Genomic DNA, 24,187 nt, shown 5'->3' on the forward strand with positions numbered 1-24,187 from the left:
CGGCGCCGTCGCCAGAGTACTCTGAACTCGCCGTCCGGGGTGGTCCGCAGTGACCGTCCTCGTCGTCGGCGGCGGGTTCATCGGTTCGCCGGTCGTCCGGCAACTGGTCGACCGCGGCGAGTCGGTGGTCTGTCTCGACCGCGACGCGGGCGCCATCCCGGACGTCGACGGGGTTGAGGCCGTCGAGGCCGACATCACGGACCGCGAGGCGGTGGCTGCCGCCGTCGAAGCGGCCGACCCGGACCGTATCGTCCACCTCGCGTACATGCTCGCGGCGGAGATGGAACGCCACCCGACGCGAGCGATGCAGGTCGACTGCGTCGGGGTCGACAACGTGTTCAACGTCGCGGCCGAGGCGGGCATCGAACGCGTCGTCTTCGCCAGTTCGAGCGCCGTCTACGGCCGGCCCGGCAACTACGAGGGTACGGTATCGGAAGACGCCACCATCCCCGCCGCCTTCACGGAGTTCCCGACGTACCTCTACGCGGCAACCAAGCAACTCAACGAGTACCAGGCGCGCAACTACACCGCACACACCGACCTCGACGTCGTCTGTGTCCGCCCGAGCCTCGTGTTCGGCCCCGGCCGCGGGTCCGGCGCGACCAAGTGGGCCTCATCGTTCATCACCGACCCCGCGCGCGGTGAGACGGGCCACCTCCCGCTTCGCCCGGATGAGCGTCTCGGGATGGTCTACTACCGTGACGTCGCCCGCCTGTTCGTCGAACTCGCGCTCGCCGACGCCGTCGCACACGACGCCTACAACACTGGCGGACACGTCGTTTCGGTCCGAGAAGCCGCCGAACTCGTGGCGGATCTCTTCGGAGCGGACGTGACCTGGGACGACGACGCGGACCCGCTCTCTCTCGTCGCAGATCTGTCCGGCGAGCGCGCCCGCGCCGAGTTCGATTACGATCTCACGCCGCTCGAAGACGCGCTGCGCGACCACGGCGACCGGGTGACGTAGCTACAGCACGTCGGGATTGGCCACGTTTTCGAGCGGTTCACCGGAAAACGCGCGGCGGACGTTCTCCACGTTGCGCCGCCGGAGTTCCGCTACGCTCTCGCGAGACCGATAGGCCGCGTGCGGCGTGAGTACGACGTCATCTCGCTTGCGGAGGGAGTCGTCGGGTCCCGGCGGTTCTCGTTCGCGGACGTCCAGCGCCGCCCCGGCGATGTCGCCGTCGTCGAGCGCTGCGGTCAGGGCATCCTCGTCGACGAGTCCGCCGCGAGCGGTGTTGATGAGGTACGCGTCTTCGTCCATCTGTTCGAGAGCCGCTTCGTCGACGAGGTGACGAGTGTCGTCGGTCAGCGGCGCGTGGAGCGAGACGGCGTCGGCCTCTGTCAGTAGTTCCCCGAAGCTATCGACGGGCGTGATTCCTTGCTCGCGCATCTCGTCGCCGTCGACGTTCGGGTCGAACGCGACGACGGGTATGTCGAAGGCTTCCGCCCGTTCTGCCACCGCCTGCCCGATGGTCCCGAACGCGACGAGTCCCAGCGTTCGCGTGGACAAGCGGTGGAGGTCATCGCCGGCGGCGGCGTCCCACTCGCCGCGCCGCACGCCGTCGTCGAACGAGACGACGTTGCGTTCGAGCGCGAGGAGGAGCGCTAACGTGTGTGCCGCGACTTCCGGGACGCAGTAATCCGGCACGTTCGTGACCGGAATTCCGCGTTCCGTCGCCGCCTCGACGTCGACGTTGTCGAGGCCGATGCCGCCACGGGCGACGACGCGACACTCGCCGAGTTCGTCGATCACAGCCGCGTCTATCTCCGCGAACGTGACGAGCAACGCGTCGGCGCCCGCGACGAGCGATTCCAGGGGTTCGTCGGTCTGTTCGCCGTCGACGAGTGTGACGTCGAGGTCGGCGAGCGTCTCGCGTTCGACGTCCAGATCGCCGAAGGGGTGGTCGGTGAAGACGACTCTGTAACTCACGTCTCTCGCCTCGGCGGCGGGCGACCTAAAGATTCTTATCGCCGGTCAGAGCCAGTCCACTTCCTCGGGATCCCGCGTCGGTGTGACGTTCTGAACCGCGTCGAAGACCCGGTTGACGTTCTCCGTCAGCGGTTGCGAGTAGAATCCCCCTGGAACGTACTCCTGCTGGGTGAAACACAGCATAGAACCGAGGAAGGGCGCTATGTACCGCGCCAGCACCCCGTGTTCGCCGTGGCTCATCATAATGAAGGGGACGTCGAGTTCGCGGTCCAGCAGGACCGTCGCCTCGAGCGTCTCCAGCATATCCTCCCAGGATCGGTCGACACTGACGAGTTTCACGATGTCCGCCCCGCGGTCCTGAAACGTCTCGGCGACGGCCAGCGCCTGCTCGGGATCGAGATGGATGCGCGTGTGGGCCGACATCTGGACCTCCGCGCCAAGCTCGTGGATGCGTTCGATCTCCGCTTCTTGGCGCGCGACAGCGTCGGGGTCGTCCGTCACCTCGCGTGGCGGGCGCTCGCTCTCGAGCGAGTACCGTTTGGCTTCCTCGGTGAACACGTCGGGGCCGAGTGTCGGGTCGAACGTGTCGCCGACGAGGTCGACGCACTTCGCGCCCGCCCGGACGGCCCGCCGGAGTATCTCCTGGCGCTCCTCGTCGGTGACGTCGACGGACTCACCCCCGAAGTGCCAGCGGTAGTAACACGCCATCGTCGGCTTCGACGTGCTCTGGAACAGACGCTCCAGGTGGTCCTCGGTCAGAAACTCCTCACGAAGGCCCTGGGTGCCGTCACCCATCAGGTTCAGGATGAACGAGTCGGCGCCGGCGAACTCCGATTCCTTCATTATGCTCGTCGCCGCGTCGACCGTCGGCTCGTATATCGCGGCGCACGTGAACGGCTGCTCTAGCTCGGTGAATAGGGGGCGGTCGGTCATCATCGGCTGAATCCACGGTGCTACGCGACAAAAGCGTTCCGTCGGGTCAGAAGACGCTGTCAGAGAAGCCGCCGTCGACGGCGATAACCTCGCCCGTGGTGTACGACGCGGCGTCGCTGGCGAGGTAGACGGCCGCGCCGACAAGTTCCTCGCGCTCGGCGACCCGGTCCATCGGCGCCCGCTCGTCGATCATCGCGCGCTTCTCGGTCCCCTCCCGGTACTGGTTCTCGTTCAGGGCCGTGATGACGAATCCCGGTTCGATGGCGTTGACACGGATGTCGGGGGCGAGTTCCTTCGACGCCGCGCGCGTAAATCCGTTGACGCCTGCCTTCGCCGAGGTATACGCCGGGGCGTTCGGAATGGCGAGGTGCGACGCGAGCGACGAGATGTTGATGATGCTCCCGGTGTCCATTTTGCGGGCGAACGTCTGGACCGAACGGTACACCCCGTCAAGCAGGATGTCGTGGACGTGGTCCCACGATTCCTCGTCGATGTCGAGGACCGCCTGGCGCGAGATGACGCCCTGTGAGTTGACCAGCACGTCGACGTGACCGAACTCGTCGAGGACGGCGTCCCGGAGCGCCGTGATCGAGCCCCGATCCGTCACGTCGCATGTCTGTTCGATCGTCTTGGCGCCGAGTTCGCGGATGGCCTCCGTCGTCGCTGCGGTCTTGTCTGCGCTTCGGGACGTCGCCACGACGTCCGCGCCTTCCGTGGCGAATCCGAGCGCGATGGCCTCGCCGATGCCGCTTGTTCCACCGACGACGACGGCTGTTTTTCCGTTTACTGTCACTGGTCGGTGTTCGTAGTCTGCGGCCATATGATCTGAGTGGATGGTAACCCATTAGAAGCTTGTGGTACGTTACCCGGTCACAGTCCTCAGTTGTCGTGATGTGGATCGTAGGCGGTCCGCCAGTCGACCCGCCGAAGCACCTCGCGGGCGTTGTCGACCAGCGGCCAAGAATGGAATCCGCCGGGCGTCAGTTCCGACTGACCGAACACCCACGCTGCGCCGAACATCGGCGAGATGGGGCGCTGTATTCGGGAGACGGTCCCGATGGCCATCAGCGCGTACGGGACGTCGACGCGCTCGTTGAGTTCGAGCTGAGCCTCAAGCGTGTCCAGCAGGTCGCGCATGTCGTGGTCGTACCCGACGATCTTCGCGAAGTCGGCGCCGCGGTGTTCGATCCGTTCCCCGATAGCCACGGCCATAGCGGGCTCCAGGTGCGTGTAGGTGTGACAGGAGACGATGACCTCCCCGCCGGTGGCGTGGATCCGATCGATGGTCTCGCGCTGGCGCTCGACGGCCCCGGGGTCGTCGGTGATCTCGGCTGGTTCGCTCTCGGGATCGGTCGCGTATTCAGCGATGGCTTCTGTCGTGAACGACTCGGGACCCGGTGACGGGTCGAAGGTGTCGAGTTCGAAGTCGACGCCGTCGAAGCCCGCTTCGACGGCCTCGACGAGCATCTCGACGCGCTCCTCGTCGGTGAAGTCGAACAACTCCTCTGCGCCCAGGAGTTCGTAGAACCGGCCCCGACGACAGGTCGCGTACAGCGGCTGGGATGTCGCCTCCGTCAGTTGCGCTATCTCATCGGCGTCGGGGAAGCCCACCAGCGGCAGGTGGACCTCGAAGGCCCTAGCGCCGTCGTACTCCGCTTGTTTTATCGTCTTGATGACCTGGGGGATGGACCGGTCGGACGAACTGGTAACGATGAACGGTCGCTCGATTTCGGTCAGTCGCATACCAGAATCCACCGCAAGCGGTGACATAATAGTCTCGGTGGACGAATCCCGGTCGTCCCGGGCGCGGTCTATTCGAGTCACATAATCGCATTGAACATACCGTGGTGCTCGAACGCGTCGAGGACGCCGACGCCGCTTCGAACTGTCTCCCGGAGTTCGTCCTCCGCCTCTTCTATCTCCTCGGCCTCTCCCAGCACGTCGACGGCGATGTCCTGAGGAACGACTACGACGCCATTCGCATCCCCGATGGCCACGTCACCGGGCGACACCTCGACGCCGGTTTCGCCGATGTGCGAGGCCGTACTCCCGCCGATGTCGTACAGTAAGACCGCGTCCGTGGGTATCTCGAACATCGCGTCTGTTCCGTCGCGGACCTCGGAGAAAACGGTTCGCTCGCGACCGTCGCTCACTCGAGTCGCTGATGGAGCGCAGCCAGGACGGCCGCAACGAGGTTCGCCGTCGCGTAGAAGGTGGACCATCGTCCCGGCGGGCGCCGGTGGGTCGTTGGCTCGACCGGTCTGGGAGGCCAAAATTCATATTACTGCAAATTTACTGTACGCTACGGTTGAAACCCTTCTACTCGCGTTCGAGGAGTTCGATAAGGTCGTAGATGAGGACCATCTCGCCATCCTGATTGGTCGCCTCGGCGTGGGTCACGACCCGGCCGTACTCGTCGCTCTTCTCTACAGTTTCGACGACTTCCGTCTTGACGCTGATCGTGTCGCCGATGAACGTCGGATTAACGAACCGGATGGTCTCGAAGCCGTAAAAAAAGGCGTGTTCGTTGTACTCCATCGCCAGCGCCGCCGAGACGCTCAGGACGAGGAGGCCGTGAGCGATGCGCTCGCTGAAGGAGGACTGAGCGGCGTGTTCGGCGTCGGTGTGGAGCGGATGGAAGTCCCCTGAGACGCCAGCGAAGTTGACTAGGTCAGCTTCGGTGATCGTTCGCCCGCGGCTCTGGGTGTGCTCTCCCTCTGCTATTTCCTCGAAGTACCGGTCGCGAACCATAATAGATGGGTCAACGGGGACCGAAATAAAAGTACGCCAGCTGTCTCAGTCTCGCACCGATTCGTTTTCACTCGTCGCGACGATGACGGTCTGGGTCTCGGTCAGCACGGCGTCGTCGTCCTGATTCGCGAGTTCGACGTCAAGCGTCAGCGACCCCCACTCTTCCGAGCGCTGGTCCGTCTCGATGATCTCCATCGCAGCCGATAGCGTGTCGCCGGGATAGACCGGTTCGACGTAGCGGACGTTTTCGTGGCCGTAGTTCAGGGCGAGCGCCGCGGGAGTGGTGACCTCGTCGGAGAGGAAGCCGTCAGTCACCGCGAGCGTGAGCGTTCCGTGGGCCACGACGCCGTCGACGAGCGGGTGGTCGGCGCAGTACTCGTGGTCGACGTGTGCGGGATGGGTCGACCCCGTCGCCCCGACGAACATGCGAATGTCGGCTTCCGTGACCGTCCGGCCCTCGCTCTCGAACCGCTCTCCAATCTCGTAGTCCTGAAAGGTGCGTCCTTCGTACATTGTTACCACTCCGGGACGTGGAAGTCGCTGCGGTCGACGAAAAGCGGTGCGTTCGGCACGTCGAGGTCGTCTTCGAACAGGGCGTCGTCGACTTCGATGCCGAGCCCCGGTTTCGACGGTTTCTGGATGTACCCGTCCTCTATCTCGATGGCCGCCGTATCGAGGTAGTCGGCGGCGTCCCAGGCGCCGAAGAAGTCGGTGCCAGCCACCTCCTGGATGAGGAAGTTCGGGACTGAGAGGTCGACGTGGACGGCGGCGGCCGTCGCAATGGGGCCCTGTGGATTGTGGGGTGCGATCCGCATCCCGTGGTGCTCGGCCATGCCGGCGAGGTTCGTAATCACCGAGAGGCCGCCCACGTGACAGATGTCCGGCTGGAGGACGGCCGCAGCGTCGCGCTGGACGACTGGTTCGAACTCCCGGAGCCCCGTCAGGCGGTCGCCGAGGGCGTAGGGGATCCGGGTGCTGTCGGCGAGTTTCTCGACCGCTTTTACGTGTTCCGGTGCGATGAAGTCCTCCGCGAACAGCGGGTCGTACCGTTCGAGTTCCTCAAGAACGTGCTTGGCCTCGGGCAGTTTCCACCGTGAGGCCGGGTCAAGCATAAGGTCGACATTTGGCCCGACCGCCGCCCGGACTGCAGAGACTACCTCGACCACCTCGTCGACAACCTGAGGATACGCTGGCGGGTCGTCGGGCGTCGGACTGAACTTGATCGCGTCGAAGCCCTGGTCGACGCGCTCGCGAGCCTGGTCGGGCAGGTCGTTCCGGGAGTCCGCACCGATCCACTTGTACGTGCGGACCTCTTCGCGGACTGGCCCGCCCAGCAGTTCGTATACGGGGACACCCAGGTCCTTCCCCTTGATGTCCCAGAGCGCGTGCTCGATCCCGGTAAGCGCGCCGTTGGCGACGGGACCTTGATGGTACCAGAGCGCGTCGCCCATCTCTTGCCAGAGCTTCGCTATCGGCGTTGGGTCCCGACCGACGAGGTACCGGTCACCCAAGCGTTCTACGATATCGAGCGTCGCCTCCGGCGCCGTTTCGACCGACGCTTCCCCATATCCGTCCACGCCGGCGTCGGTCCGGATCCGGACACAGGTGGCGCTGCCGCCGAGGTGGACGCTGTCCACGCTGGTGATCTCCATCGAACGAGAGGTGGAGTGGGTTCCATATAAAGCCACAGGTCGACTCGGTCACTGTACTCGTTGATTCGGACGATGCCGCTCAGGGAACGGACGATGCCGCTCAGGGAACGGACGATGCCGCTCAGGGAACGGACGATGCCGCTCAGGGAACCAGCGTCGCCCGCGCGACGCTCCGGTCGCGGGACCACTCTAGTGCCGTCTCGACGTCTTCGAGCGGGAACTCTGCGTCGAGTACCTCCTCGAAGGGGTACGCCCCGGCGCGCCGCGCGAGGAACTCGATGGCCTTCCCGAGGTACCACGGATCGTAGCGCATAAGCGATTCGACAGTGATCGACTTTCGCGTCATTACGCCGGGTTCGAACGTCGTCTCTCTCCCGGGGATGATGTTGCCCATCTCTAGGTACCGTCCCCCGTCGCGGAGCAGCTCGATACCCTCGGTGAATGCGTCGGGGACGCCAGTCACCTCGACAGCAACGTCCGCGCCCAAGCCGTCAGTCAGCGACTGCACCTCCTCGGCGCGCTCGTCGATGGTGTCCAGTTCGGTGAGGTCGATCAGGTGGTCAGCTCCGAAATCGGCCGCGAGGTCGAGTCTGCCCGCGACGCCGTCTATTACGACGACGTCGGCGCCCGCTTCCTTCGCGACGGCTACGGCGTTGAGGCCGAGACCGCCGGCGCCTTGGACGACGATCGTGTCCTCCCACGACACCCCGACCACGTCGAAGCCACAGAGAACCTGCGCGAGCGCGCAGTTGGCCGCGGCGGCGACGCCCTCGTCGATACCATCGGGAACGCGGTAGAAGAACTGATCCGGGTGGATGTAGTAGTGAGTCCCGAAGGTGCCGTGGAAGTGCGGTTCCCGCCCGGGCGGTCGTGACCAGTACTTGTAGGCGTTCTCACAGAGTCTGAACCGGCCGGCCCCGCACTGGGCGCAGTGGCCACACGTTGCGAAGTAAGCGGGGACGACGTAGTCACCCACTTCGATCGGTGTTCCGGCGTAGTCAGTCTCCACGCCGTCGCCGAGCGCGACGACTCGGCACAGCGCTTCGTGGCCGAGCACGCCGTCGCGGATGAGCGGGTGGTCGCCGCTCCATATGTGCAGTTCGGAGCCACAGACGTTGGCCCGAACGACTTCGGTGAGGACGGCGCCCGGTTCCGGGGCGGGCACGTCGTACTCTCGCAACGAGACCTGTTCCGGGGCTTCGAGGAATGCGAGGGTTCCTCGTTCATCGACTCTCATAGGTCTATTTCCGCGCCTAGAGTTATTAATTCCGCCGGCGGGTCGGTATCGATATCTTCATTATCGAACCATTCGTCGGACCAGACGTGCTGGGCCTCGGTCAGAGTCGGGTACTTGACGGTGAGGAGCGGACGCAGGCCCTTGGAGTCTTGCCTGTGGTCGTCCTCGTCGCCGGGACGAGCGCCATCCTCGTGAAGTTCAGTTCGGCACCGAGTCCCGTCAAGGTCAGTTACCGCCTGGCGTTCGCGACGCTCGGCTTCCTGACGTTCTCTGGAATTTACTACCGTGACCACTTCGCCGACTTCGACCGGAGAGACCTCTCGCTTGCCGCCGTCTCCGGCGTCGTTCTGGGTCTGCACTACTTGCTCTGGTTCGAGAGCCTCGTCTGGACGACAGTGGCCGCCTCGACGACGCTCGCACAGACCCAGACGATATTCGTCGCAATCCTGGCCTACGTTGCACTCGGCGAGACGATAACGCGCCGGACCGTCTTCGGGATCTGCTTTGCCTTCGCGGGCGCCGCGGTTATGTCGCTCGGTGGGATCGCGACGGATTCGCTGCTCAACGGTGTCGACCCCTTCCTCGGCAACACCTTGGCGACGGCCGCGGGCCTCCTCTTCGCCGGGTACCTAGTCATCAGCCGGTCGGTCCGTCAGCGCATCGCCGTCGCTCCGTATATGTCCGTCGTCCACGTGTTCGCGACGGCCACCGCTTTCCTATTGGCCGTCGGAACCGGCGAGAGCGTCTCCGCCACTAGCTATCCGGTCCACGAATGGATGTTGTTCTTCGCTATGGGTCTCGGACCGAGTTTCGTCGCCCAGACGCTGTCTAACTGGTCGCTCAAGTACGTGGCCTCGAGCGTGGTGAGTATCGCGTATCTGGGTGTTCCAATCACAAGTTCACTGCTCGCATTCGTCCTCCTCTCTGAAGTTCCCGGCGTCGGCACGGTAGTCGGAGGCGTACTCACGTTGTCCGGCATCTACGTGACGGTTCGCCAGCACTGACCGGTTACACGGCTCAGCCCGCACCTCCAGAAGATGATGACGGCACTCCCGGTGGGTACACAGAACTAGGCCGAGAAACGCCGTCTGAAAGGAGAACCACCAGCGACCACGCCGACGTACACGAGGCCGATGCCGACGTAGACGGTTCGCATCGCGCGGAAGTCATCACCTCTGTCGACGTTGCGGAGGTGTTCAAACGCGTAGGCGTGGATCACCGGCCAGAACTTCGTGAGGCCGGCTGCCGCGACACCGAGTCGCGCGTCGAGGAGCGTCGCCGCCAGCAGGCCGCTGCTCGCACAGACCCCCACTCCGGTCGCGACCGTCGGATAACCTGGGCGGTCGCCAAGCCTCCCGGCGAGCGGGTTAGCGACCATCCTGACGAGGAAGAAGCCGGAGAACGAGTAGCTGGCCACGGTGGGCGCGAATCCCTTCTCGAACTGGAGGAACCCCGAGAGAAACTCGTGATACCGAGCTATCCGATTTCGAAGAGCGCGTAGCTCAGGACGATCCACCTGACTGTAGCCCGTTTGAAAAGCCGCCGCAGCGTCGAACAGATTTCGACAGAAACCGGTTTGTCCCGTATCCCCCATCGGTTCCTCAGTGAGTGAGCGCGAGACGCAGACAGAGGAGTCCGACTACCGGCACGAAGGCCAGCCGCCAGTTCCCGAAGAACAGCGCTAGGACGGCCAGTCCAGCGGTCAGTATCCCGTCGAGGTTGACCGAGGCGGTGACGATGGCGAAGGCCTGTATTCGCCGGGCACGGAAGTAATCGGAGAGGGCGAGCAACACCGTCGGATTCCACAGGCCAGCGCCGAGGCCGAACACCGCCGTCGCGAGCAACAGGGTGACCAATCCGTCGGCAATCAGGAATACGGCTCCATCGACCAACAGTACGAGGAGGCTCGCTACGAGGACGGTTTTCCGGGTCAGGGTTTCCGAGGGCACCCCCCGTGATACTGAGTTAGCGCTCCAAGACCACATCACTGTGAGCGAGAACCCCGCGGCGGAGGCGCTGACGCCCAAGTCGGTGATAAGCGTCGGTACGAACGGTGAAAAAACGAGCCGACCGGCCATCTCCGTCATCGTTTCAAGGACGGTTCCGAGGGGGCGGCCGCCGTATCCGGCCACGAAACGCTCTCGTCGTCCTTGCAGTAACCGCTCTGATAGCCGTCTGTTCAGCCCCCGCTGTTGCGGTAACGTCGTCCGCCAGCCGGGGCTCCCTGACGAACGACGAGTCCGTGAAAACTGCACGTCCGACCTTTCGGTATCACCGTAAACGACCGACGACCAGTCGGGCGCTTCTCTCGGAGCAACGAATTCGACAATGAATCGGCGCGTCGACTCCTCAGGACCATATTTTCCCGTTTCCTACCAGATGATTTCTACGTCAGACCCCAGTACGAGGCTCTATATTCGGACTGCCCAGACTCCGCAAACCGAGTCTGTCTCGTACTATTCACGCCGTCAACCGTCGAATGAGTTCTCGTAGCGGCGCCAACCGATATGGGAAACATCTATCCGCCGATACCGGAATAACGGTGCTACCACAGGTCGTCATATAATGACAGTATAATTGTTATCAGCCGGTCTTCGGTCGAAACGGGTCGGAGCAGCCCCGACACCATCCGAACGGGAATGGCCCGAAACTCTGTCGAACGACAACGATCCCCGAACACCGACTCGGCTCGTCTCCTCGTCGTGGCCGGACAGTCTCTTCCGGAGTGGCTGAAAAGAAATTCTGATTCTCCTGCCAGCGGCCTCGACTGCTACAGTCTCGTCGACGAAACGGCTTACAACCGTTGTTTATCCGGAAAAATCAAGTATACGTTTTGTCCTTCGAACCGATCATACTGGGTGTGCCCCTCGCCGATAGGAATGGGAAACCGATGGAGACTCTTCGGCGCGAAACGACTCAATCAGAGACGGCACCGCGAACCCGAACGGTTTCACTGTCTCGTCTCCGCGGCCGGTCGCTATTGGTCAGCGGAGATTCGGTTTTATATTCCTCCACTCCGATGAGGGCTTATGCCGACAAAAACAATCGGATTCGTCGGACTTGGAATTATGGGCCTCCCGATGGCGAAGAACCTCCTTGATGCGGGCTATCCGGTCGTCGGACACAACCGATCGGCGGCATCGGTCAAGGAACTCGTCGATCACGGCGGCATCGACGGCGGAACGCCGACGGGCGTCGCTCGTCGCGCCGATATCGTCCTCACGTGTCTGCCGAACTCGTCGGTCGTCGAGGACATCGTCTTCGGTGAGTCCGGCGAGTCAGATCCGCTGATAGACGGCCTTGAGGCCGGTGTGACGCTTATCGACCACTCGACCATCTCACCCACCACGGCTGAATCACTCGCTGATCGCCTCGATGACCGCGGCGTTTCGACCCTCGACGCGCCGTTGTCGGGCGGTGAAGGTGGAGCCACCGAGGGAACCTTATCGATTATGGTCGGTGGCGATGAGGAGGTACTCAACGAACAGATGGACGTCCTCGAGGTTCTCGGCTCGACCATCACGCATTGCGGTCCGAACGGCACCGGTCAGACGACGAAGGCGTGTAACCAGATAGTCGCCGCCGCCCAGACCGTCGCAGTCGGCGAAGCGCTCGTGTTCGCGAACGAAGCGGGCGCCGACGTCGAGGCGGTCGTCAAGGCCATCAGCAGCGGCGCCGCCGGTTGCTGGACCCTTGACAACCGTGCGCCGTCGATGATTCGCGGCGAGTTCGACCCGGGATTCTTCGCGGAGTACCTGTACAAGGACCTCCGCATCGCGACGGATGCGGGCGATGCCTACGGCGCTCCGATGCCCCAGGCCACGGTGGCGAACGAACTCTACAAGTCGATGGTTCAAAACGGGATGGGGCGAGATGACTACTCTGGCATCGTCCAAGTCATCGAGATGCTCGCCGGCAGGGAGGGGAGGGTGACCGAGTAGCCGCCATCAGGGGAAGCGCTGAGGGTTCGCGAGTACCGCTCACCTCTCCGTTTTCCGTACGCCGCCTTCCCGCCGTGACCAGGACGCGATCTTCTTCGCGGCTGGTTAGGGACGACTAAGCGAGGACGACGCCCAGTCCGGCCGCATAGGCAATTCGGTCCAGTACACGCCTGTCCTTTTCGATGCGGACGCCCGTGAGGAGCGGCGTCGAAAACGTGCCTGCGAACCCGACGAGATTGAGCACGGAGAACGCTGTCGCGGTGACGCGCCTGTCGACGAGTTCGCGGACGTACGGGAACAGCAGGACCAGCCTCATCTGCGTGATGAACCCGACCACGACGAGAGTTGCGAGCAAAACCGTGATGGGGTCGATGCCCGGCAACAAAGAGATGATGGGAGTGGTGACGAGTAAGAAACCGAGAACATTCGGATTGTAGCGCCCGCTGAGGAGGCGGTCGGAGAAACTACCGCTGACTATGCGGGCCACGGCGCCGATGGCTGGAAAGACCGCTGCGAACAGCCCCCTTACGCGAGGTTGAACCCTGGGTGTCGACGAGGTACGTCGGCAACCAGTTGTTGAAAAAGCGGGTCAGAAAGAAGGCGACAAATGCCATCCCGGCGACGCCCTAGACCAGCGGGTTGCGGTGCACCCGCGTCAACTCGCGATCTAGGATGCGTCCGCACTGGCTCGTATCTCGAGGTCCCGTGTGTACAGCCAGAACCCGGCGCTCGTCGCTACCGCGAGACGCCGTAGGCCACGAAGCTTGCCTCCCAGCCGAGCGCGGACTCGAGCAGTGATTCGACGACGTGTACGGAGGGAATCTGCCGGGGATGGCCGTGGCGAGGAAGCCGATACCGGTTGCCTGCCGACTGGAAGGAAACGCCGCACCCCACAACGTTCATTTACGTGGTCCAGACCAGGACCGTCAGCATATCCTCGAGAAACCGGTCTGCGACGGGAACCCAGTAGGCGTCGTAGCCTGCTGCCCGTGCCGAGGAGCAATCCCGCTGGCATCGAAAACACCACCATCTTCAGCAAGTAGGCGCTGACGAGCGCGCTGGCGCCGGTATACCCGACTGCATTTTGGAGGCGGTTACAGGGAGAATACTCGACGGAGCTATCTAGCATACGATGAGACTGATGACTGTGACCTAGAGAAGACGCGACTTTCCCCGCCCAGCGAAAGGACAGTTTCGTATCGTCGTCCATCTCCCCCTGGCATTTTCCGGCGTTAAGTTCCTCGTGGAAGGTGCGCTCAAGCATATCTGGAATATTAAGAGCTGCTGATAAGGAGACTTCTCCGTCCACCCCCGATACTGTCAAACACATTCAGTAATATTTTTATTTCTGATGAGAATCGATACGGCTGGTACATATCTATGGCCACTAATCTGTCCACGCTCGTGACGCGAGTCGCCGACCACTTGGTAGATCGAGATATGGAGAACGAGGACTGGAGGAAAGGCGTCGCTCTCAACGGACTGCTCTCGACCGAACGAGAGGAGTATATTCAGGAAGCACGACGTATCGTTAACCGAGCGATCGAGACACAGACGGACGAGGGGAAGTTCAACTATGACGATCCTAAACCTTGGATGTATGGAGAGGATCCGTATCGCGCCCAGTGTGAACCCGCAACGCTGGGCCACGGCGTCCTCGAGTTCTACGACCGGACCGGTGAAGATCGCTACCTTGAGGCCGCCCGGCGTCAGTACGAGTACCTCCGCGACGACGCCCAGCGAACCGAGGATGGCGGTATCGCCTACTCCACGGGCCCGGTCGGACTGTGGGTCGATTCAGTGTATATGATCTGCCCTTTCTTCGCTAGGTACGCGGACCTAACCGGTGACGAGGAGGCCTACGACGAGGCGGTTACCCATATCGAGTCTCAGGTCCGCCACCTCCAGGACCCGCACACGGGCCTGTTCCGCCATGAATGGCGCGAGACGCCTAATACGTATCCCGAGAGTTCTCTCTGGGCCCGTGGCAACGGGTGGGCGCTCGCCGGAATCCTCGACACCTTACTGCTGATGCCCGACGACCACGATGGCTACGAAACGGTCGCGGGGGTCTTCCACGGTTTGGCCGAGGCGCTCCTCGAACGTCAGGAGGGCAACGGCTACTGGCACCACATTCTCGACTACCGCGAGTCGTCCCTCGAGACTTCAGCGACACTCCAGTACTCCTACGCCTTCGCCCGCGGGAGCAAGGTAGGCCTCCTTGACGATGAGTACGCCGAGGCCGCAGAGCGGGCCTTCGAAGTTTGCAAAAACGTCGTCGACAAGGACGGGAAGGTTCGCCGCGTCGCGGTGCCGCCGGGCGGTCCGGACGCCCCGCTTGGAGTCACATCCTACGGGAACGGCTGGTTCCTGATGGCCGCAGACCAGCAGCGCTGAACCGGTTTACTCAACGAACTCCTCGGGGCATTGTTCAGATTAGCTGATTGAAGCAGACGGCGAATGCTTGAAACCACGTTTCTGCTGTGTTGGGATCAACGTTTCTGAAGTGGTTCGCGAAGGCTTCGGTTCGGCGTTTCAGCTCTTTGAATACACGTCCGACGGCGTTGCAATTCTCGTGGGTAAGGTGTTGGAATCGGAGCGAGTGGCGATGGCAGGTCGCCTGCAGCCAGGGTGCACCATCGACCAGAAAGACGCGTCGTTAACGAGATGTTTCTCACGGAGTTCCGTGAGGGATATCTCGGCCAGCGCTTGGGTGCTGGTCGGGAACAGACGCACGTGTAGCAGTCGGTTCGTGTCGGGATCGACCGTGGCAAACAGCCAGTAGCGCTGATCATTTATGTGAAGTACGGTTTCATCACCCACGACGTAATTCGGATTACAACCCTCAGATGGCTGTAGATCGGCCTTCTGCAACCAGTTGTGTGCGGTGGATTGACAGCGCTCGACACCCAACCCATCGAGGACAGAGACGGTATCCAATAGCGAGAGGCCGGCCAAATGTAGTTGGATACCCACCTTCATCGCCGACTCGGGTGTCGCCTCTCGCTCCACAAACTCTACCTCCGGAAAGTCGCTACATTCTGTGAGGCGGCGTGTTTCTGGCATAGGCACCAAGAAACTATGGCCGCCTCACTTTTCGGTCTTATCTGAACAGTGCCGATACGCCGACAGAGCAGCGCGTTGAAGCAGCATTCTTGTATCACGCCGGCTTGTCGTATCGGCGCGTCGAGAGGGTGATCGGACGGTCGTATGAGGCCGTGCGCCAGTGGTATCACAAACTGGCGCACTTGTTCGATCCGGATCCCGGTCACCACTCGACGGTTCCAATCGCTGAAACGAAGCTGCACGTCGAAGAGACCGAGGTCTATGTCTGGGTAGCACTCGATGTGGGACGTTTGAGATCATCCACATCGAAATCTCGCCCAGTCGATTTGACCTCGATGCGTTGCTTTTCATCAAGCAAGTGCTGAAGCGCTGTCGTGGCGATCTTGTTGTACTCGTGAATCGCAGCCCGTGGTCCCATTGGCCGCTTGATGGGCTCTGTCTCTGTGAGTATATAGAGAAACGTGGGAGGGAACGGTCTCGCGTCGAAGCGTGGTTCAGCCTGCTGAAATACCGAACCTGGCTTTTCTACAATCGGTTCCGCCCACTATAGCTCCTGGCAATCAGTCGACCGCTGGGCCAAAGCTTTCGCAGCCTTCCACAATGCCATCATCTACCTTTGACACCCTCGACATAGACCTCCAGGATTTTCAACGTCAGTTTCATTTCGTCGATAATAATTGGTGAGCATTGATCGGGTGATTATCTAAATAATATCTTATATAATGAATAGTTGTCTGCTACTAATTATTTGATTCGAATTCTCCCTTTTCCATTAAGGTGTTGAAGGTATAATCCCCTACTGGGTTCCCTCCAATCTTGTACCGTGTAACTACAAATTTTGAATTTGTTCGATTAATTCCCTCTATATCCTGGAAATCATTCACAAGCTGTTCAATCGAATCCCTATTAGGAAGATGCGAAATCACCACGAAATCTATCTCACCCATTATAAAATATACCTGGTTTACTCCCTCAATGTTAGATAATTTTTCTCCGATAGTCTCCTGATATCCCTCAGAAAAATCGGCCATAACATCCGTAATGACAGTTATTGATAACCCCAGCTTGTCGAGTTCAACGGAAAATGTATCATCGTTAATTACACCATTTTCTTCCATCCGGTTTAGTCGATAATGAATTGTGGACGATGGGATTTGGGTGTCTTCCGAGATCTTTTCGATGTTTTTTGTTCCTAGCCGTTCGATCGATAACAGAATTTTGAGGTCACGATCGTCCATACATAATATTCCTCTCACTAGGTAAAAAAACTCGGTACTTCCTATGGGGCAGTGTTTAGTTTGGAGCATTGAACCAGATAGCGAATGCTTGGAGCCACCTTTCAGCTATTTCAGTCTGTACGTGGCTGAAACAGCGTGAGATCGAAAAAGTGAGGTGTTTGAGTTCTCGGAAGATTTGCTCGATGGCAATTCCGATTTCCAGTCCGTTCAGTTTGAAATCGGAGCGAAGTTCTGGTCAGCGCAGTTTGGAGGTGTTGAGCGCCATCGACGAAAAATACAGCAGATTCGACATCCTGTTTCTGACGAAGTTCTCGTAGAAACATTTTGGTTACTGCGGTCGTTGTCGTCGAAAATAATCGGAGATGCAGCAAATTGTTTGTGTCGGGATCGGCGGCAGCGTACAGCCGGAATTGCTGATCGTTGATTCGAATCACAGTTCCGTCTACGGCAACATAATTCGGGCTTCGACCCTCTGTGGGCTGTAAATCGGCCTTCTGGACCCAATCGTGGATGGCTTTACGAGATCGATCGACACCCACCTCTTCGAGGATAGAGACGGTATTCGACAGCGACAGCCCTAACTGCAGTTGAATACCGAGTTTCATCGCACGCTCGGGTGTCCGCTGTCGCTCCACAAAATCCAAATCAATCCAGTCCGTGCATCCACTGAGGCGGCTGATTTCTGGCATAGACCACCAAGAAATCACACCGCCTCACTCTTCATCCGTAACTAAACACGACCGCCAATCCCACCCAAATATTTACGTCTTGGCTCTTGTATATTTAGCTGAAGAAATTATGACTAACGACATCAAGCCCGGAATAGAACACACTTTCACATACACAGTACCAGAGTCGAAAATGATTCCCGAGATCTTCCCAGAATCTGATTACTTTCAGGAGATGCCGGATGTTCTTGCATCAGGTTATTATGTGGCACTAGTTGAGTGGGCATGCATCGAAATGCTGGAACCTTATCTAGACTGGCCTGAAGAGCAGACAGTTGGAACACACTTTGACCTGAGTCACGAAGCACCGACGCCCTCTGGGACCACCATTACAATCGATGTCGAAATAACCGATGTTGAGGGACGACAACTCACGATCGACGTAGATGCCAAAGATGAGGTCGAACGAATTGGCCAAGGTACGCACAAGAGGTATATTGTTGATCGAGAGCAGTTTGTCGATAGTATCTCTGATGATAAACTATAGCATCTAGCCCGGACCAGACTTCTCAGCATCCTCATACTAAAAGCCACGCCGATACGCTTTCCGAGCATATTGAGACTGATCTAACCGCCAGCGTAGTTCCCTTGTCAACTTCGTCTTCTCCCAAAGTGAAGGGTAAGCAGGGAATCTGTAGACGATGACTGGATCCAGATAGTATCGTCTTCAAGGTAAGGTAGGAGTGACCGATCCCACGGATTCCATCTTCAGATTTCTGGATAATAGTTTCGTCAAATCTATTTTATGACCAGTAGGCCGCATCGTGTTTGTAGATTTTCTTCAGGCAGCCTAGTGGATTGCTCGTCATCTTAATTGTTGTTGGTTAAATTGAGTACTTCTACTTTTGATCTGAAGACCTTCCAACTGCAACAACCTTCTACGGAAGTTTTTCGAGGTCTCGCAGCTGTAACAACAGCGTCTCGAACGCCTCAGACAAATGCTTGTCCTAAAAGATTGCAAGTGAGATCAACTTTGTGACGCTCCGCTCAAATGGATAATCTAAACTACCAATTCGGACATAATCTTACAATACTACTATTGTAATCCTGGAACTGAATCAACTCTATAGATGAAAAACCGTTATTTCTGTTTTATACTGTAATTATTATATCTTATACCCTAGAATTTGGATTAGATCCAAATTTTGGTACACATACTCAGAACTTGTAGATATCAATCATATCCATTACATATTTGTGACCCTAATCTACCCAAGAGAGAGCAGTTCCCAGATTAACTGGTTTGGGTGAAGGGCACTGTTCAGATAAGATCGAAAAGTGAGGCGGTCGTAGTTCGTTGGTGTCTATGCAAGAACCCAACCGCCTCATCGGATGTAGCGACTTTCCGGAATTAGCGTTTGTAAAACGCGAGGCGACACCCGAGCAGGCGATGAGGCTGGGTATCCAACTGCATTTGGCGGGATTATCGCTGGCGGATACCGTCTCAGTCCTCGCTGGCTTGGGTGTCGAACGGTGTCGCTCTACCGTTCACAACTGGATTCGCAAGGCTGATCTACAGCCCACAGAGGGTTACGATCCGAATTACGTCGTGGGTGATGAGACCGTAATTCGCGTGAATGAACAACAGTACTGGCTGTTTGCTGCGGTTGATCCCGACACGGATCGCCTGCTACACGTGCGCCTGTTCCCGACCAGAACCCAGGCGCTGACCGAGATGGTCCTCACAGTACTCCGCGAGAAACATCTCGTCGACGGCGCGATCTTTTTGGTCGATGGCGCACCCTGGCTTCAGGCGGCCTACTATGCCACTCGCTCCGATTCCAACATCTCTCCCACGGGAATCGGAATGCCGTTGAACGCGTCTTCAAAGAGCTCAGACGCCGAACTGAAGCCTTCGCCAACCACTTCAGACACGCTCGACCGAACACAGCAGAAACGTGGCTCCAAGCATTCGCCGTCTGTTTCAATCAGCTAATCTGAATAGTGCCTGAAGTACAATCCCAAGTGTCCTTTTAAGAAAGCCGCGTAGTCAACAAAAATTAGACCGCAGGTCCTGCGTTATTCTTACATCCTCTACTTGACAAAAAGGCCGTGTTTAGTTTGGAGAGATCTGAAAATACTTCTTCCTAAAGTTCACGACCGGTCATTGTCCTCCTCCCACTCACTTAGCGTCCTTCTACGAACCTTGTCTGATGTGGTCCGGGGCAGCTTATCTATGAACTCAATTTCGCGAGGATATTCGTATGCAGCAAGTGTTTCCTTGACATATGATTTGATGTCTGATTTGAGGCTAGTGCCAGGATCGGCACATTCTTTTAAGACTACAAACGCTTTCGGTATTTCTCCACGTTCTTCGTCAGGAACGCCGATAACCCCTGCATCAGCTACTACATCATATTTGAGGAGGGTATCTTCAATTTCTTCAGGACCGATACGATAGCCGGCACTAATGATCAGGTCGTCCTTTCGTCCGAGGAACTGATATCGACCCTCCGCGTTTCGCCGTCCGATGTCGCCAGTTAGGAACCAACCGTTACTGAACGCGTTATCAGTCTTTTCTGGTTTATTTAGGTACTCTGTGAATAGCGTTGGATCGTCATCAGCAAGGGCAATTTCGCCTTCTGCCTCGCCCTCTAGAACTTCGTGTGTATCTGGATCAAGCAGCGCAATCTCGTGACCGGGAAGTGAAAACCCCATCCAGCCTGGTGTTGGTTCTATTAACGGAACATCGCCAATTATGAAATTGAATGTTTCCGAGAGGCCATACAGTTCATAAATTCGAGCATCGAATATGCTATCGGCCCAGGTCCGCACGGACGCACCAAGCGATTCGCCACCGCTTGGGATCACTCTGACTGAACTTATGTCGTATTGTTCCCGAGGTGATTCAATTTGCATCATCATTCGCAAGGCGCTTGGGACGAAATAGGATATCGTGACATCGTACTGCTCAATGACGGAAAATGCCTCGTTAGCGTCGAACCCTTTTCCGTTTTCATAAGCAACAATCGACTGCCCAAAAAACAGCGCGGCGAACATCGCAGAGATAGATGCCCCCCAAGCCCATTCCGAGGGCGTCCAGATAACGTCATCCGAGTTGATCGTGCAGTCGTAATATGACGTAATAACGGAAGGAAGATGGCCGATGACACAACGATGTGGTTGGACGATTCCTTTCGGGGGACCTGTCGTCCCACTGCTATACAATATCGTCATCGTATCCATAACATCAGTTTTGACCAGTTCGTATTCGTCCGAGTACCCATCGATGGCACTCCAGAAATTCGATTCAGTACTGTTTAGATCGGCATCCCCAACGACCAGTGTCTGTTCAATGGTATGATTTTCTCGAACAATGTCTCGATGATTGTCGATATTGGACTCGTCGACGATACATACTGACGCGGAACTATCGGACAATCTGTAGTCTAGCGCTTCTGGACCATAGAGTACACTTAGTGGTACTGAAATAGCTCCTATTTTCCAGATCGCAAGGTGAGAAATAAGCGTCTCTATTTTCTGGGGTGTGTTTATTGCTATTCGATCGCCAGGCTTTACGCCCTGGTCTTCAAGGTAATTAGCGAGCTGGTTCGTGATCTGTTTGAGCTCTAGATACGTTAGTTCTCCTTCTCTTCCCGATGTATGATCTTCATACAAGACTGCGATCCGCTCATCATCGTCTCCCCACCGATCACATAGGTAATGGGCGGCGTTGAAGACTTCTGGGATTTCCCAATCAAAGGATTCCTGCAGGTGGGAATAGGAGTCCCAGTCTGTTTGATGTAACTCATTGTAAGGCTCCAGCCACTCGTAGGTTGACTGCATAACAAGTAGTTATGATTCATTTTAAATAATAGTTACGCTCCCAAGGGGGGGACATTGTTCAGATTAGCTGATTGAAGCAGACGGCGAATGCTTGGAACCACGTTTCCGCTGTGTCCGGATCAGCGTGCCTGATGTGATTTGCAAACGCCTCAGTTCGGCGTTTGAGTTCTTTGAAGACGCGCTCGACGGCATTCCGATTCCCGTGGGAGACGTGTTGGAATCGGAACCCGTGGCGGTGGCAGGCTTCTTGGAGTCACTGAGCGCCATCGACGAGAATCACAGCGTCTTCGACATCGTGTTTCTCGCGTAACTCACCGAGGAAAATCTCGGAAAGGCCAAGATTTTGTGCTGTTCCAAGCTTGACGTGGAGAAATTCGTTCCTGTCGGGATCGACCGCAGCGTACAGCCAGGACCGTTGGTCATCGATCTGGATCACGGTTTCGTCAACCGCAACGAGATCCGGGCTTTTGCCTTCAATGGGCTGTAGGCCGGCCTTCCGCACCCAATTGTGACCGGTGGAGCGACATCGATCGACACCGAACCGTGCGAGTTCTGCGACGGTATTCGACAGCGACAGTCCCGCTAAATGGAGTCGAATACCCAGCTTCATCGCCCACTTCGGTGTCCCCCTCCCGCTCCACAAACTCTAATTCGAAGCACCTGCTACTTTGTTTGAGGCGGTCGATTTCTGGCATAGATCACTAGCAAATCGCACCGCCTCACCCTTCATCCTTATCTGAACAGTGCCCTGGCGGCACAGCGCTTTTGGGCGAGCGACGCCACTTGTTAACGAAGCGGAAAGTGTGTTAGGCACATTTACTCTTTCCGCTTCGCTTTCACATTCAGCGCGACGCTAGCCTGCCCCCGTCTCCGGATTCAATAGAGCAGATTACTGTAAATTTACTGTACGCTACGGTTGACACCCTTTCTGTTCCACTCCATAGAATACGACTAGAGGTCATATATTGAGATCCAGATGTCAATTAATATCTCTCTATAAACATAATTAAAAAATAGAAAATTTTAAATTCTTCCTCTCGGGCTTAGTTACTACGGCAAACTATGACAGCCAATTTCATTGAGGTAGACGAGTCCGATATCGATCCGGAAGAAGTCCTTCGGGAAGGTGAAGAACCGCTATGGGGTGGCAAAGAGGTTACGTGGGGGCAAGAACTTACCCGCGAGTACACGAACTGGATTGAAGAGCAACGGTCCTGGCGTGAAACAGTTGCGCTAGGTGATATGACATATATGCTCAATCTCCACGTAAAAGGTTCTGACGCAATTAAATTGTTTGATGATACTTCCATTAACAATTTCGATGGGTTCGATGTCGGAGAGTGCAAACACGCTGTCCAGTGCAATCATAATGGGAAGATCATTTCTGAGGGAGTTGTCGAATATATTGATGAAGAGCATCTTGCCATCCAAGGATTTCCAGCTCCGTATCTCATTCACTGTGCTGATGTAGGCGACTACGATGTCTCCACTGAGGTGGTCAAAGATCACGTCTACGAGGTTATCGGCCCTAACGCCCCTGACGTGATGGCATCTATTGCTACCGAAGATGTTCTAGATATCCCATTTATGAATCTGTCACATATTGAGATTGCTGATCACGATGTCATCGCAATCCGGCATAGCCTCGCAGGTGTCCCCGGATTTGAGCTATTAATTCCCGGTGACGCTGCAGATGAAGTTCGAGCTTCCATCGTTGATGCAGGCAAAGAATACGGTCTCCGAGAAGTCGGAACTCGGACTTGGTATACCACCCGTATCGAATCTGGCCTTCCACAAGGAAATCTCGATTACATCCCAGCGTTGTATACTGATTCAGTTCCTTCGGCATTCTCTACCGACGGCAGTTTCCAGAGCGATGATATTACGGACTGGTATCGCAGTCCCGTTGAGTTCGGATGGGGACACTACGCCGATCTTGACGGAGACTATCCCGGCCGAGATGCTCTCGAAAGAGAAATTGAAAATCCTGTCCGTAAGTTAGTGACTCTAGAGTGGGATCGGGAGGATGTCGCTGATATCTACGGGTCATTCTTCCGACAGGGCGATACCTACAAATTCCAAGAATTCCCGACCAAACAGCGTGTTGGCGTCCGCGCAGATGAAGTTCGCAAGGACGGCAAATTAATTGGCGTCTCAACGACTCCAGGATATATGTATCCTTTCCAGCAGATGCTATCACTGACGACTATCGATGTTGAATATAGCGATCCAGGTACTGAAGTCACAGTTCTCTGGGGGGAAGGAGATAATCCAAGCAACCCGATGATCGAGCGCCACACCCAAAAAGAGGTCTCAGCTACCGTTGCACCTGCTCCCTATGAAGATAAAGATCGACGTGCCGAGTTCACAGACGGTAGTGTTTAGTCAGGAGTATTGAGCCAGGCAGCAAATGCTTGGAGCCAATTTTCGGCGGTTTGCGATTCAACGTGGCTGAAACAGTTTGAGAACGAAGAGATTCTTCGTTTGAATTCGCGGAAAAATGCGTTGGATGGCGTTCCGATTTCCAGTCTGTTCAGTTTGAAATCGAAGTCCAGCTCTAGTCAGCGCAGTTTGCAGGTGTTGAGCGCCATCGACTAGAAACACGGCAGATTCGACATCGTATTTCTGGCGAAGTTCGCGCAGGAATATCTCGGTTACTGCGGTCGTTGTTGTCGAAAACAAACGTGGATGGAGGACATCGTTCGTGTCAGGATCAGCCGCAGCGTACTGCCAGAATCGCTCGTCATTAATTCGAATCACGGTTTCATCGGGGGTGTCAACCTTAGCGCTCTGATTAACAGTAAAATTACTGTAACTCTACATCCTGCCTCTCGTCGTATCGCGATTTAGGCACATCTCGAAGCTTACCGTAACTTTACTGCACATTAACCTTGACACTCTTTAGCTGATCTTCGCGAAAATTTA

At 57.5% G+C, this 24,187-nt stretch carries 20 protein-coding genes and 5 pseudogenes; 7 read left to right on the plus strand and 18 right to left on the minus strand.

The genetic code is table 11. The features are described 5' to 3' along the window. Positions 1–49: 49 nt before the first annotated feature. Positions 50–964, plus strand: coding sequence for an NAD-dependent epimerase/dehydratase family protein (locus DV707_RS16700; protein ID WP_103992595.1), 915 nt, complete (start codon positions 50–52; stop codon positions 962–964). Here the strand turns inward: DV707_RS16700 and DV707_RS16705 are convergent, their stop codons facing one another. From DV707_RS16705 to DV707_RS16745, 9 genes are all read right to left on the minus strand, one after another. Beyond that, a complete protein-coding gene (locus DV707_RS16705) occupies positions 965–1,930 on the minus strand; it encodes a C-terminal binding protein (RefSeq protein ID WP_160113953.1) in 966 nt (321 codons plus the stop codon). Between the two features lie 45 nt (positions 1,931–1,975). After that, positions 1,976–2,866: a type I 3-dehydroquinate dehydratase gene (locus tag DV707_RS16710; RefSeq protein ID WP_240728570.1), complete on the minus strand. Its 891-nt coding sequence runs from the start codon at positions 2,864–2,866 to the stop codon at positions 1,976–1,978. A 43-nt stretch (positions 2,867–2,909) separates the two neighbouring features. After that, positions 2,910–3,683, minus strand: a complete 774-nt coding sequence (locus DV707_RS16715) for an SDR family NAD(P)-dependent oxidoreductase (protein ID WP_103992593.1) — start codon at positions 3,681–3,683, stop codon at positions 2,910–2,912. Positions 3,684–3,742: 59 nt separating this feature from the next. Then, positions 3,743–4,606, minus strand: coding sequence for a type I 3-dehydroquinate dehydratase (locus DV707_RS16720; protein WP_160113952.1), 864 nt, complete (start codon positions 4,604–4,606; stop codon positions 3,743–3,745). A 77-nt stretch (positions 4,607–4,683) separates the two neighbouring features. After that, positions 4,684–4,959 carry an RraA family protein gene (locus DV707_RS16725; protein ID WP_136361918.1) on the minus strand — a complete coding sequence of 92 codons (276 nt, stop codon included), beginning with the start codon at positions 4,957–4,959 and terminating at the stop codon, positions 4,684–4,686. 223 nt (positions 4,960–5,182) lie between these two features. Continuing rightward, positions 5,183–5,614: a MaoC/PaaZ C-terminal domain-containing protein gene (locus tag DV707_RS16730; protein WP_103992590.1), complete on the minus strand. Its 432-nt coding sequence runs from the start codon at positions 5,612–5,614 to the stop codon at positions 5,183–5,185. Between the two features lie 45 nt (positions 5,615–5,659). Further along, entirely contained in the window at positions 5,660–6,127 is a 468-nt protein-coding gene (locus DV707_RS16735) for a MaoC family dehydratase (RefSeq protein WP_103992589.1), read from the minus strand. A gap of 2 nt (positions 6,128–6,129) precedes the next feature. Then, positions 6,130–7,266 (minus strand): galactonate dehydratase, encoded by a 1,137-nt coding sequence (dgoD, locus tag DV707_RS16740; protein WP_103992588.1) that lies wholly within the window; start codon positions 7,264–7,266, stop codon positions 6,130–6,132. Between the two features lie 142 nt (positions 7,267–7,408). After that, positions 7,409–8,503, minus strand: coding sequence for a zinc-binding dehydrogenase (locus DV707_RS16745; protein ID WP_103992587.1), 1,095 nt, complete (start codon positions 8,501–8,503; stop codon positions 7,409–7,411). Positions 8,504–8,658: 155 nt separating this feature from the next. On the opposite strand from DV707_RS16745, the gene DV707_RS16750 reads away from it, so the two are divergent. Next, a complete protein-coding gene (locus tag DV707_RS16750) occupies positions 8,659–9,507 on the plus strand; it encodes a DMT family transporter (protein WP_136361919.1) in 849 nt (282 codons plus the stop codon). Between the two features lie 65 nt (positions 9,508–9,572). Here the strand turns inward: DV707_RS16750 and DV707_RS16755 are convergent, their stop codons facing one another. Both DV707_RS16755 and DV707_RS16760 read right to left on the minus strand, forming a co-directional pair. After that, a complete protein-coding gene (locus DV707_RS16755) occupies positions 9,573–10,097 on the minus strand; it encodes an MFS transporter (protein ID WP_136361920.1) in 525 nt (174 codons plus the stop codon). Positions 10,098–10,104: 7 nt separating this feature from the next. Then, positions 10,105–10,635, minus strand: a complete 531-nt coding sequence (locus DV707_RS16760) for an MFS transporter (RefSeq protein ID WP_136361921.1) — start codon at positions 10,633–10,635, stop codon at positions 10,105–10,107. A gap of 897 nt (positions 10,636–11,532) precedes the next feature. On the opposite strand from DV707_RS16760, the gene DV707_RS16765 reads away from it, so the two are divergent. After that, positions 11,533–12,444 (plus strand): NAD(P)-dependent oxidoreductase, encoded by a 912-nt coding sequence (locus tag DV707_RS16765; RefSeq protein ID WP_103992583.1) that lies wholly within the window; start codon positions 11,533–11,535, stop codon positions 12,442–12,444. Between the two features lie 115 nt (positions 12,445–12,559). On the opposite strand, the gene DV707_RS16770 is transcribed toward DV707_RS16765, so the two are convergent. Next, on the minus strand, positions 12,560–12,931 hold the full coding sequence (locus tag DV707_RS16770; protein ID WP_103992582.1) for an MFS transporter: 372 nt from the start codon (positions 12,929–12,931) through the stop codon (positions 12,560–12,562). Positions 12,932–13,884: 953 nt separating this feature from the next. Here DV707_RS16770 and DV707_RS16775 point away from each other — a divergent pair. Next, positions 13,885–14,841: a glycoside hydrolase family 88 protein gene (locus DV707_RS16775; protein ID WP_235010825.1), complete on the plus strand. Its 957-nt coding sequence runs from the start codon at positions 13,885–13,887 to the stop codon at positions 14,839–14,841. Positions 14,842–14,875: 34 nt separating this feature from the next. Here the strand turns inward: DV707_RS16775 and DV707_RS16780 are convergent. The 3 genes and pseudogenes from DV707_RS16780 to DV707_RS16790 all read right to left on the minus strand — a co-directional run bounded on the left by DV707_RS16780 (position 14,876) and on the right by DV707_RS16790 (position 17,437). Beyond that, positions 14,876–15,510 (minus strand): annotated as a pseudogene (locus DV707_RS16780) (IS6 family transposase). A gap of 740 nt (positions 15,511–16,250) precedes the next feature. Next, positions 16,251–16,748 carry an Lrp/AsnC family transcriptional regulator gene (locus DV707_RS16785; protein WP_103992580.1) on the minus strand — a complete coding sequence of 166 codons (498 nt, stop codon included), beginning with the start codon at positions 16,746–16,748 and terminating at the stop codon, positions 16,251–16,253. Between the two features lie 55 nt (positions 16,749–16,803). Continuing rightward, positions 16,804–17,437: pseudogene (locus DV707_RS16790) on the minus strand (IS6 family transposase). Between the two features lie 109 nt (positions 17,438–17,546). On the opposite strand from DV707_RS16790, the gene DV707_RS16795 reads away from it, so the two are divergent. Then, positions 17,547–17,963 (plus strand): thioesterase family protein, encoded by a 417-nt coding sequence (locus tag DV707_RS16795; RefSeq protein WP_103992579.1) that lies wholly within the window; start codon positions 17,547–17,549, stop codon positions 17,961–17,963. 819 nt (positions 17,964–18,782) lie between these two features. After that, a pseudogene (locus tag DV707_RS16800) lies at positions 18,783–19,417 on the plus strand (IS6 family transposase). Positions 19,418–19,570: 153 nt separating this feature from the next. Here DV707_RS16800 and DV707_RS16805 read toward each other — a convergent pair. Both DV707_RS16805 and DV707_RS16810 read right to left on the minus strand, forming a co-directional pair. After that, a complete protein-coding gene (locus DV707_RS16805) occupies positions 19,571–21,262 on the minus strand; it encodes an acyl-CoA synthetase (RefSeq protein ID WP_103992578.1) in 1,692 nt (563 codons plus the stop codon). 58 nt (positions 21,263–21,320) lie between these two features. Further along, positions 21,321–21,957, minus strand: a pseudogene (locus tag DV707_RS16810) (IS6 family transposase). A 367-nt stretch (positions 21,958–22,324) separates the two neighbouring features. Here DV707_RS16810 and DV707_RS16815 point away from each other — a divergent pair. Next, complete coding sequence (locus DV707_RS16815; RefSeq protein ID WP_103992577.1) at positions 22,325–23,647, plus strand: aminomethyltransferase family protein; 1,323 nt, start codon at positions 22,325–22,327, stop codon at positions 23,645–23,647. On the opposite strand, the pseudogene DV707_RS16820 reads toward DV707_RS16815, so the two are convergent. Next, positions 23,644–24,031, minus strand: a pseudogene (locus DV707_RS16820) (IS6 family transposase); the annotation flags it as partial. The gene DV707_RS16815 and the pseudogene DV707_RS16820 sit on opposite strands and share 4 nt — an antisense overlap. Positions 24,032–24,187 lie beyond the last annotated feature (156 nt).

It is taken from the genome of Halobellus limi (assembly GCF_004799685.1).
GTDB classification, from domain to species: domain Archaea; phylum Halobacteriota; class Halobacteria; order Halobacteriales; family Haloferacaceae; genus Haloquadratum; species Haloquadratum limi.

Excerpts from the sequence above, each read along its gene's own strand:
- DV707_RS16710 (WP_240728570.1), bottom strand. The coding sequence starts at position 2,866 with ATGATGACCGACCGCCCCCTATTCACCGAGCTAGAGCAGCCGTTCACG.
- DV707_RS16715 (WP_103992593.1), bottom strand. The coding sequence starts at position 3,683 with ATGGCCGCAGACTACGAACACCGACCAGTGACAGTAAACGGAAAAACA.
- DV707_RS16720 (WP_160113952.1), bottom strand. The coding sequence starts at position 4,606 with ATGCGACTGACCGAAATCGAGCGACCGTTCATCGTTACCAGTTCGTCC.
- DV707_RS16725 (WP_136361918.1), bottom strand. The coding sequence starts at position 4,959 with ATGTTCGAGATACCCACGGACGCGGTCTTACTGTACGACATCGGCGGG.
- DV707_RS16730 (WP_103992590.1), bottom strand. The coding sequence starts at position 5,614 with ATGGTTCGCGACCGGTACTTCGAGGAAATAGCAGAGGGAGAGCACACC.
- DV707_RS16735 (WP_103992589.1), bottom strand. The coding sequence starts at position 6,127 with ATGTACGAAGGACGCACCTTTCAGGACTACGAGATTGGAGAGCGGTTC.
- dgoD (WP_103992588.1), bottom strand. The coding sequence starts at position 7,266 with ATGGAGATCACCAGCGTGGACAGCGTCCACCTCGGCGGCAGCGCCACC.
- DV707_RS16745 (WP_103992587.1), bottom strand. The coding sequence starts at position 8,503 with ATGAGAGTCGATGAACGAGGAACCCTCGCATTCCTCGAAGCCCCGGAA.
- DV707_RS16755 (WP_136361920.1), bottom strand. The coding sequence starts at position 10,097 with ATGGGGGATACGGGACAAACCGGTTTCTGTCGAAATCTGTTCGACGCT.
- DV707_RS16765 (WP_103992583.1), top strand. The coding sequence starts at position 11,533 with ATGCCGACAAAAACAATCGGATTCGTCGGACTTGGAATTATGGGCCTC.
- DV707_RS16775 (WP_235010825.1), top strand. The coding sequence starts at position 13,885 with ATGGAGAACGAGGACTGGAGGAAAGGCGTCGCTCTCAACGGACTGCTC.
- DV707_RS16785 (WP_103992580.1), bottom strand. The coding sequence starts at position 16,748 with ATGGACGATCGTGACCTCAAAATTCTGTTATCGATCGAACGGCTAGGA.
- DV707_RS16795 (WP_103992579.1), top strand. The coding sequence starts at position 17,547 with ATGACTAACGACATCAAGCCCGGAATAGAACACACTTTCACATACACA.
- DV707_RS16805 (WP_103992578.1), bottom strand. The coding sequence starts at position 21,262 with ATGCAGTCAACCTACGAGTGGCTGGAGCCTTACAATGAGTTACATCAA.
- DV707_RS16815 (WP_103992577.1), top strand. The coding sequence starts at position 22,325 with ATGACAGCCAATTTCATTGAGGTAGACGAGTCCGATATCGATCCGGAA.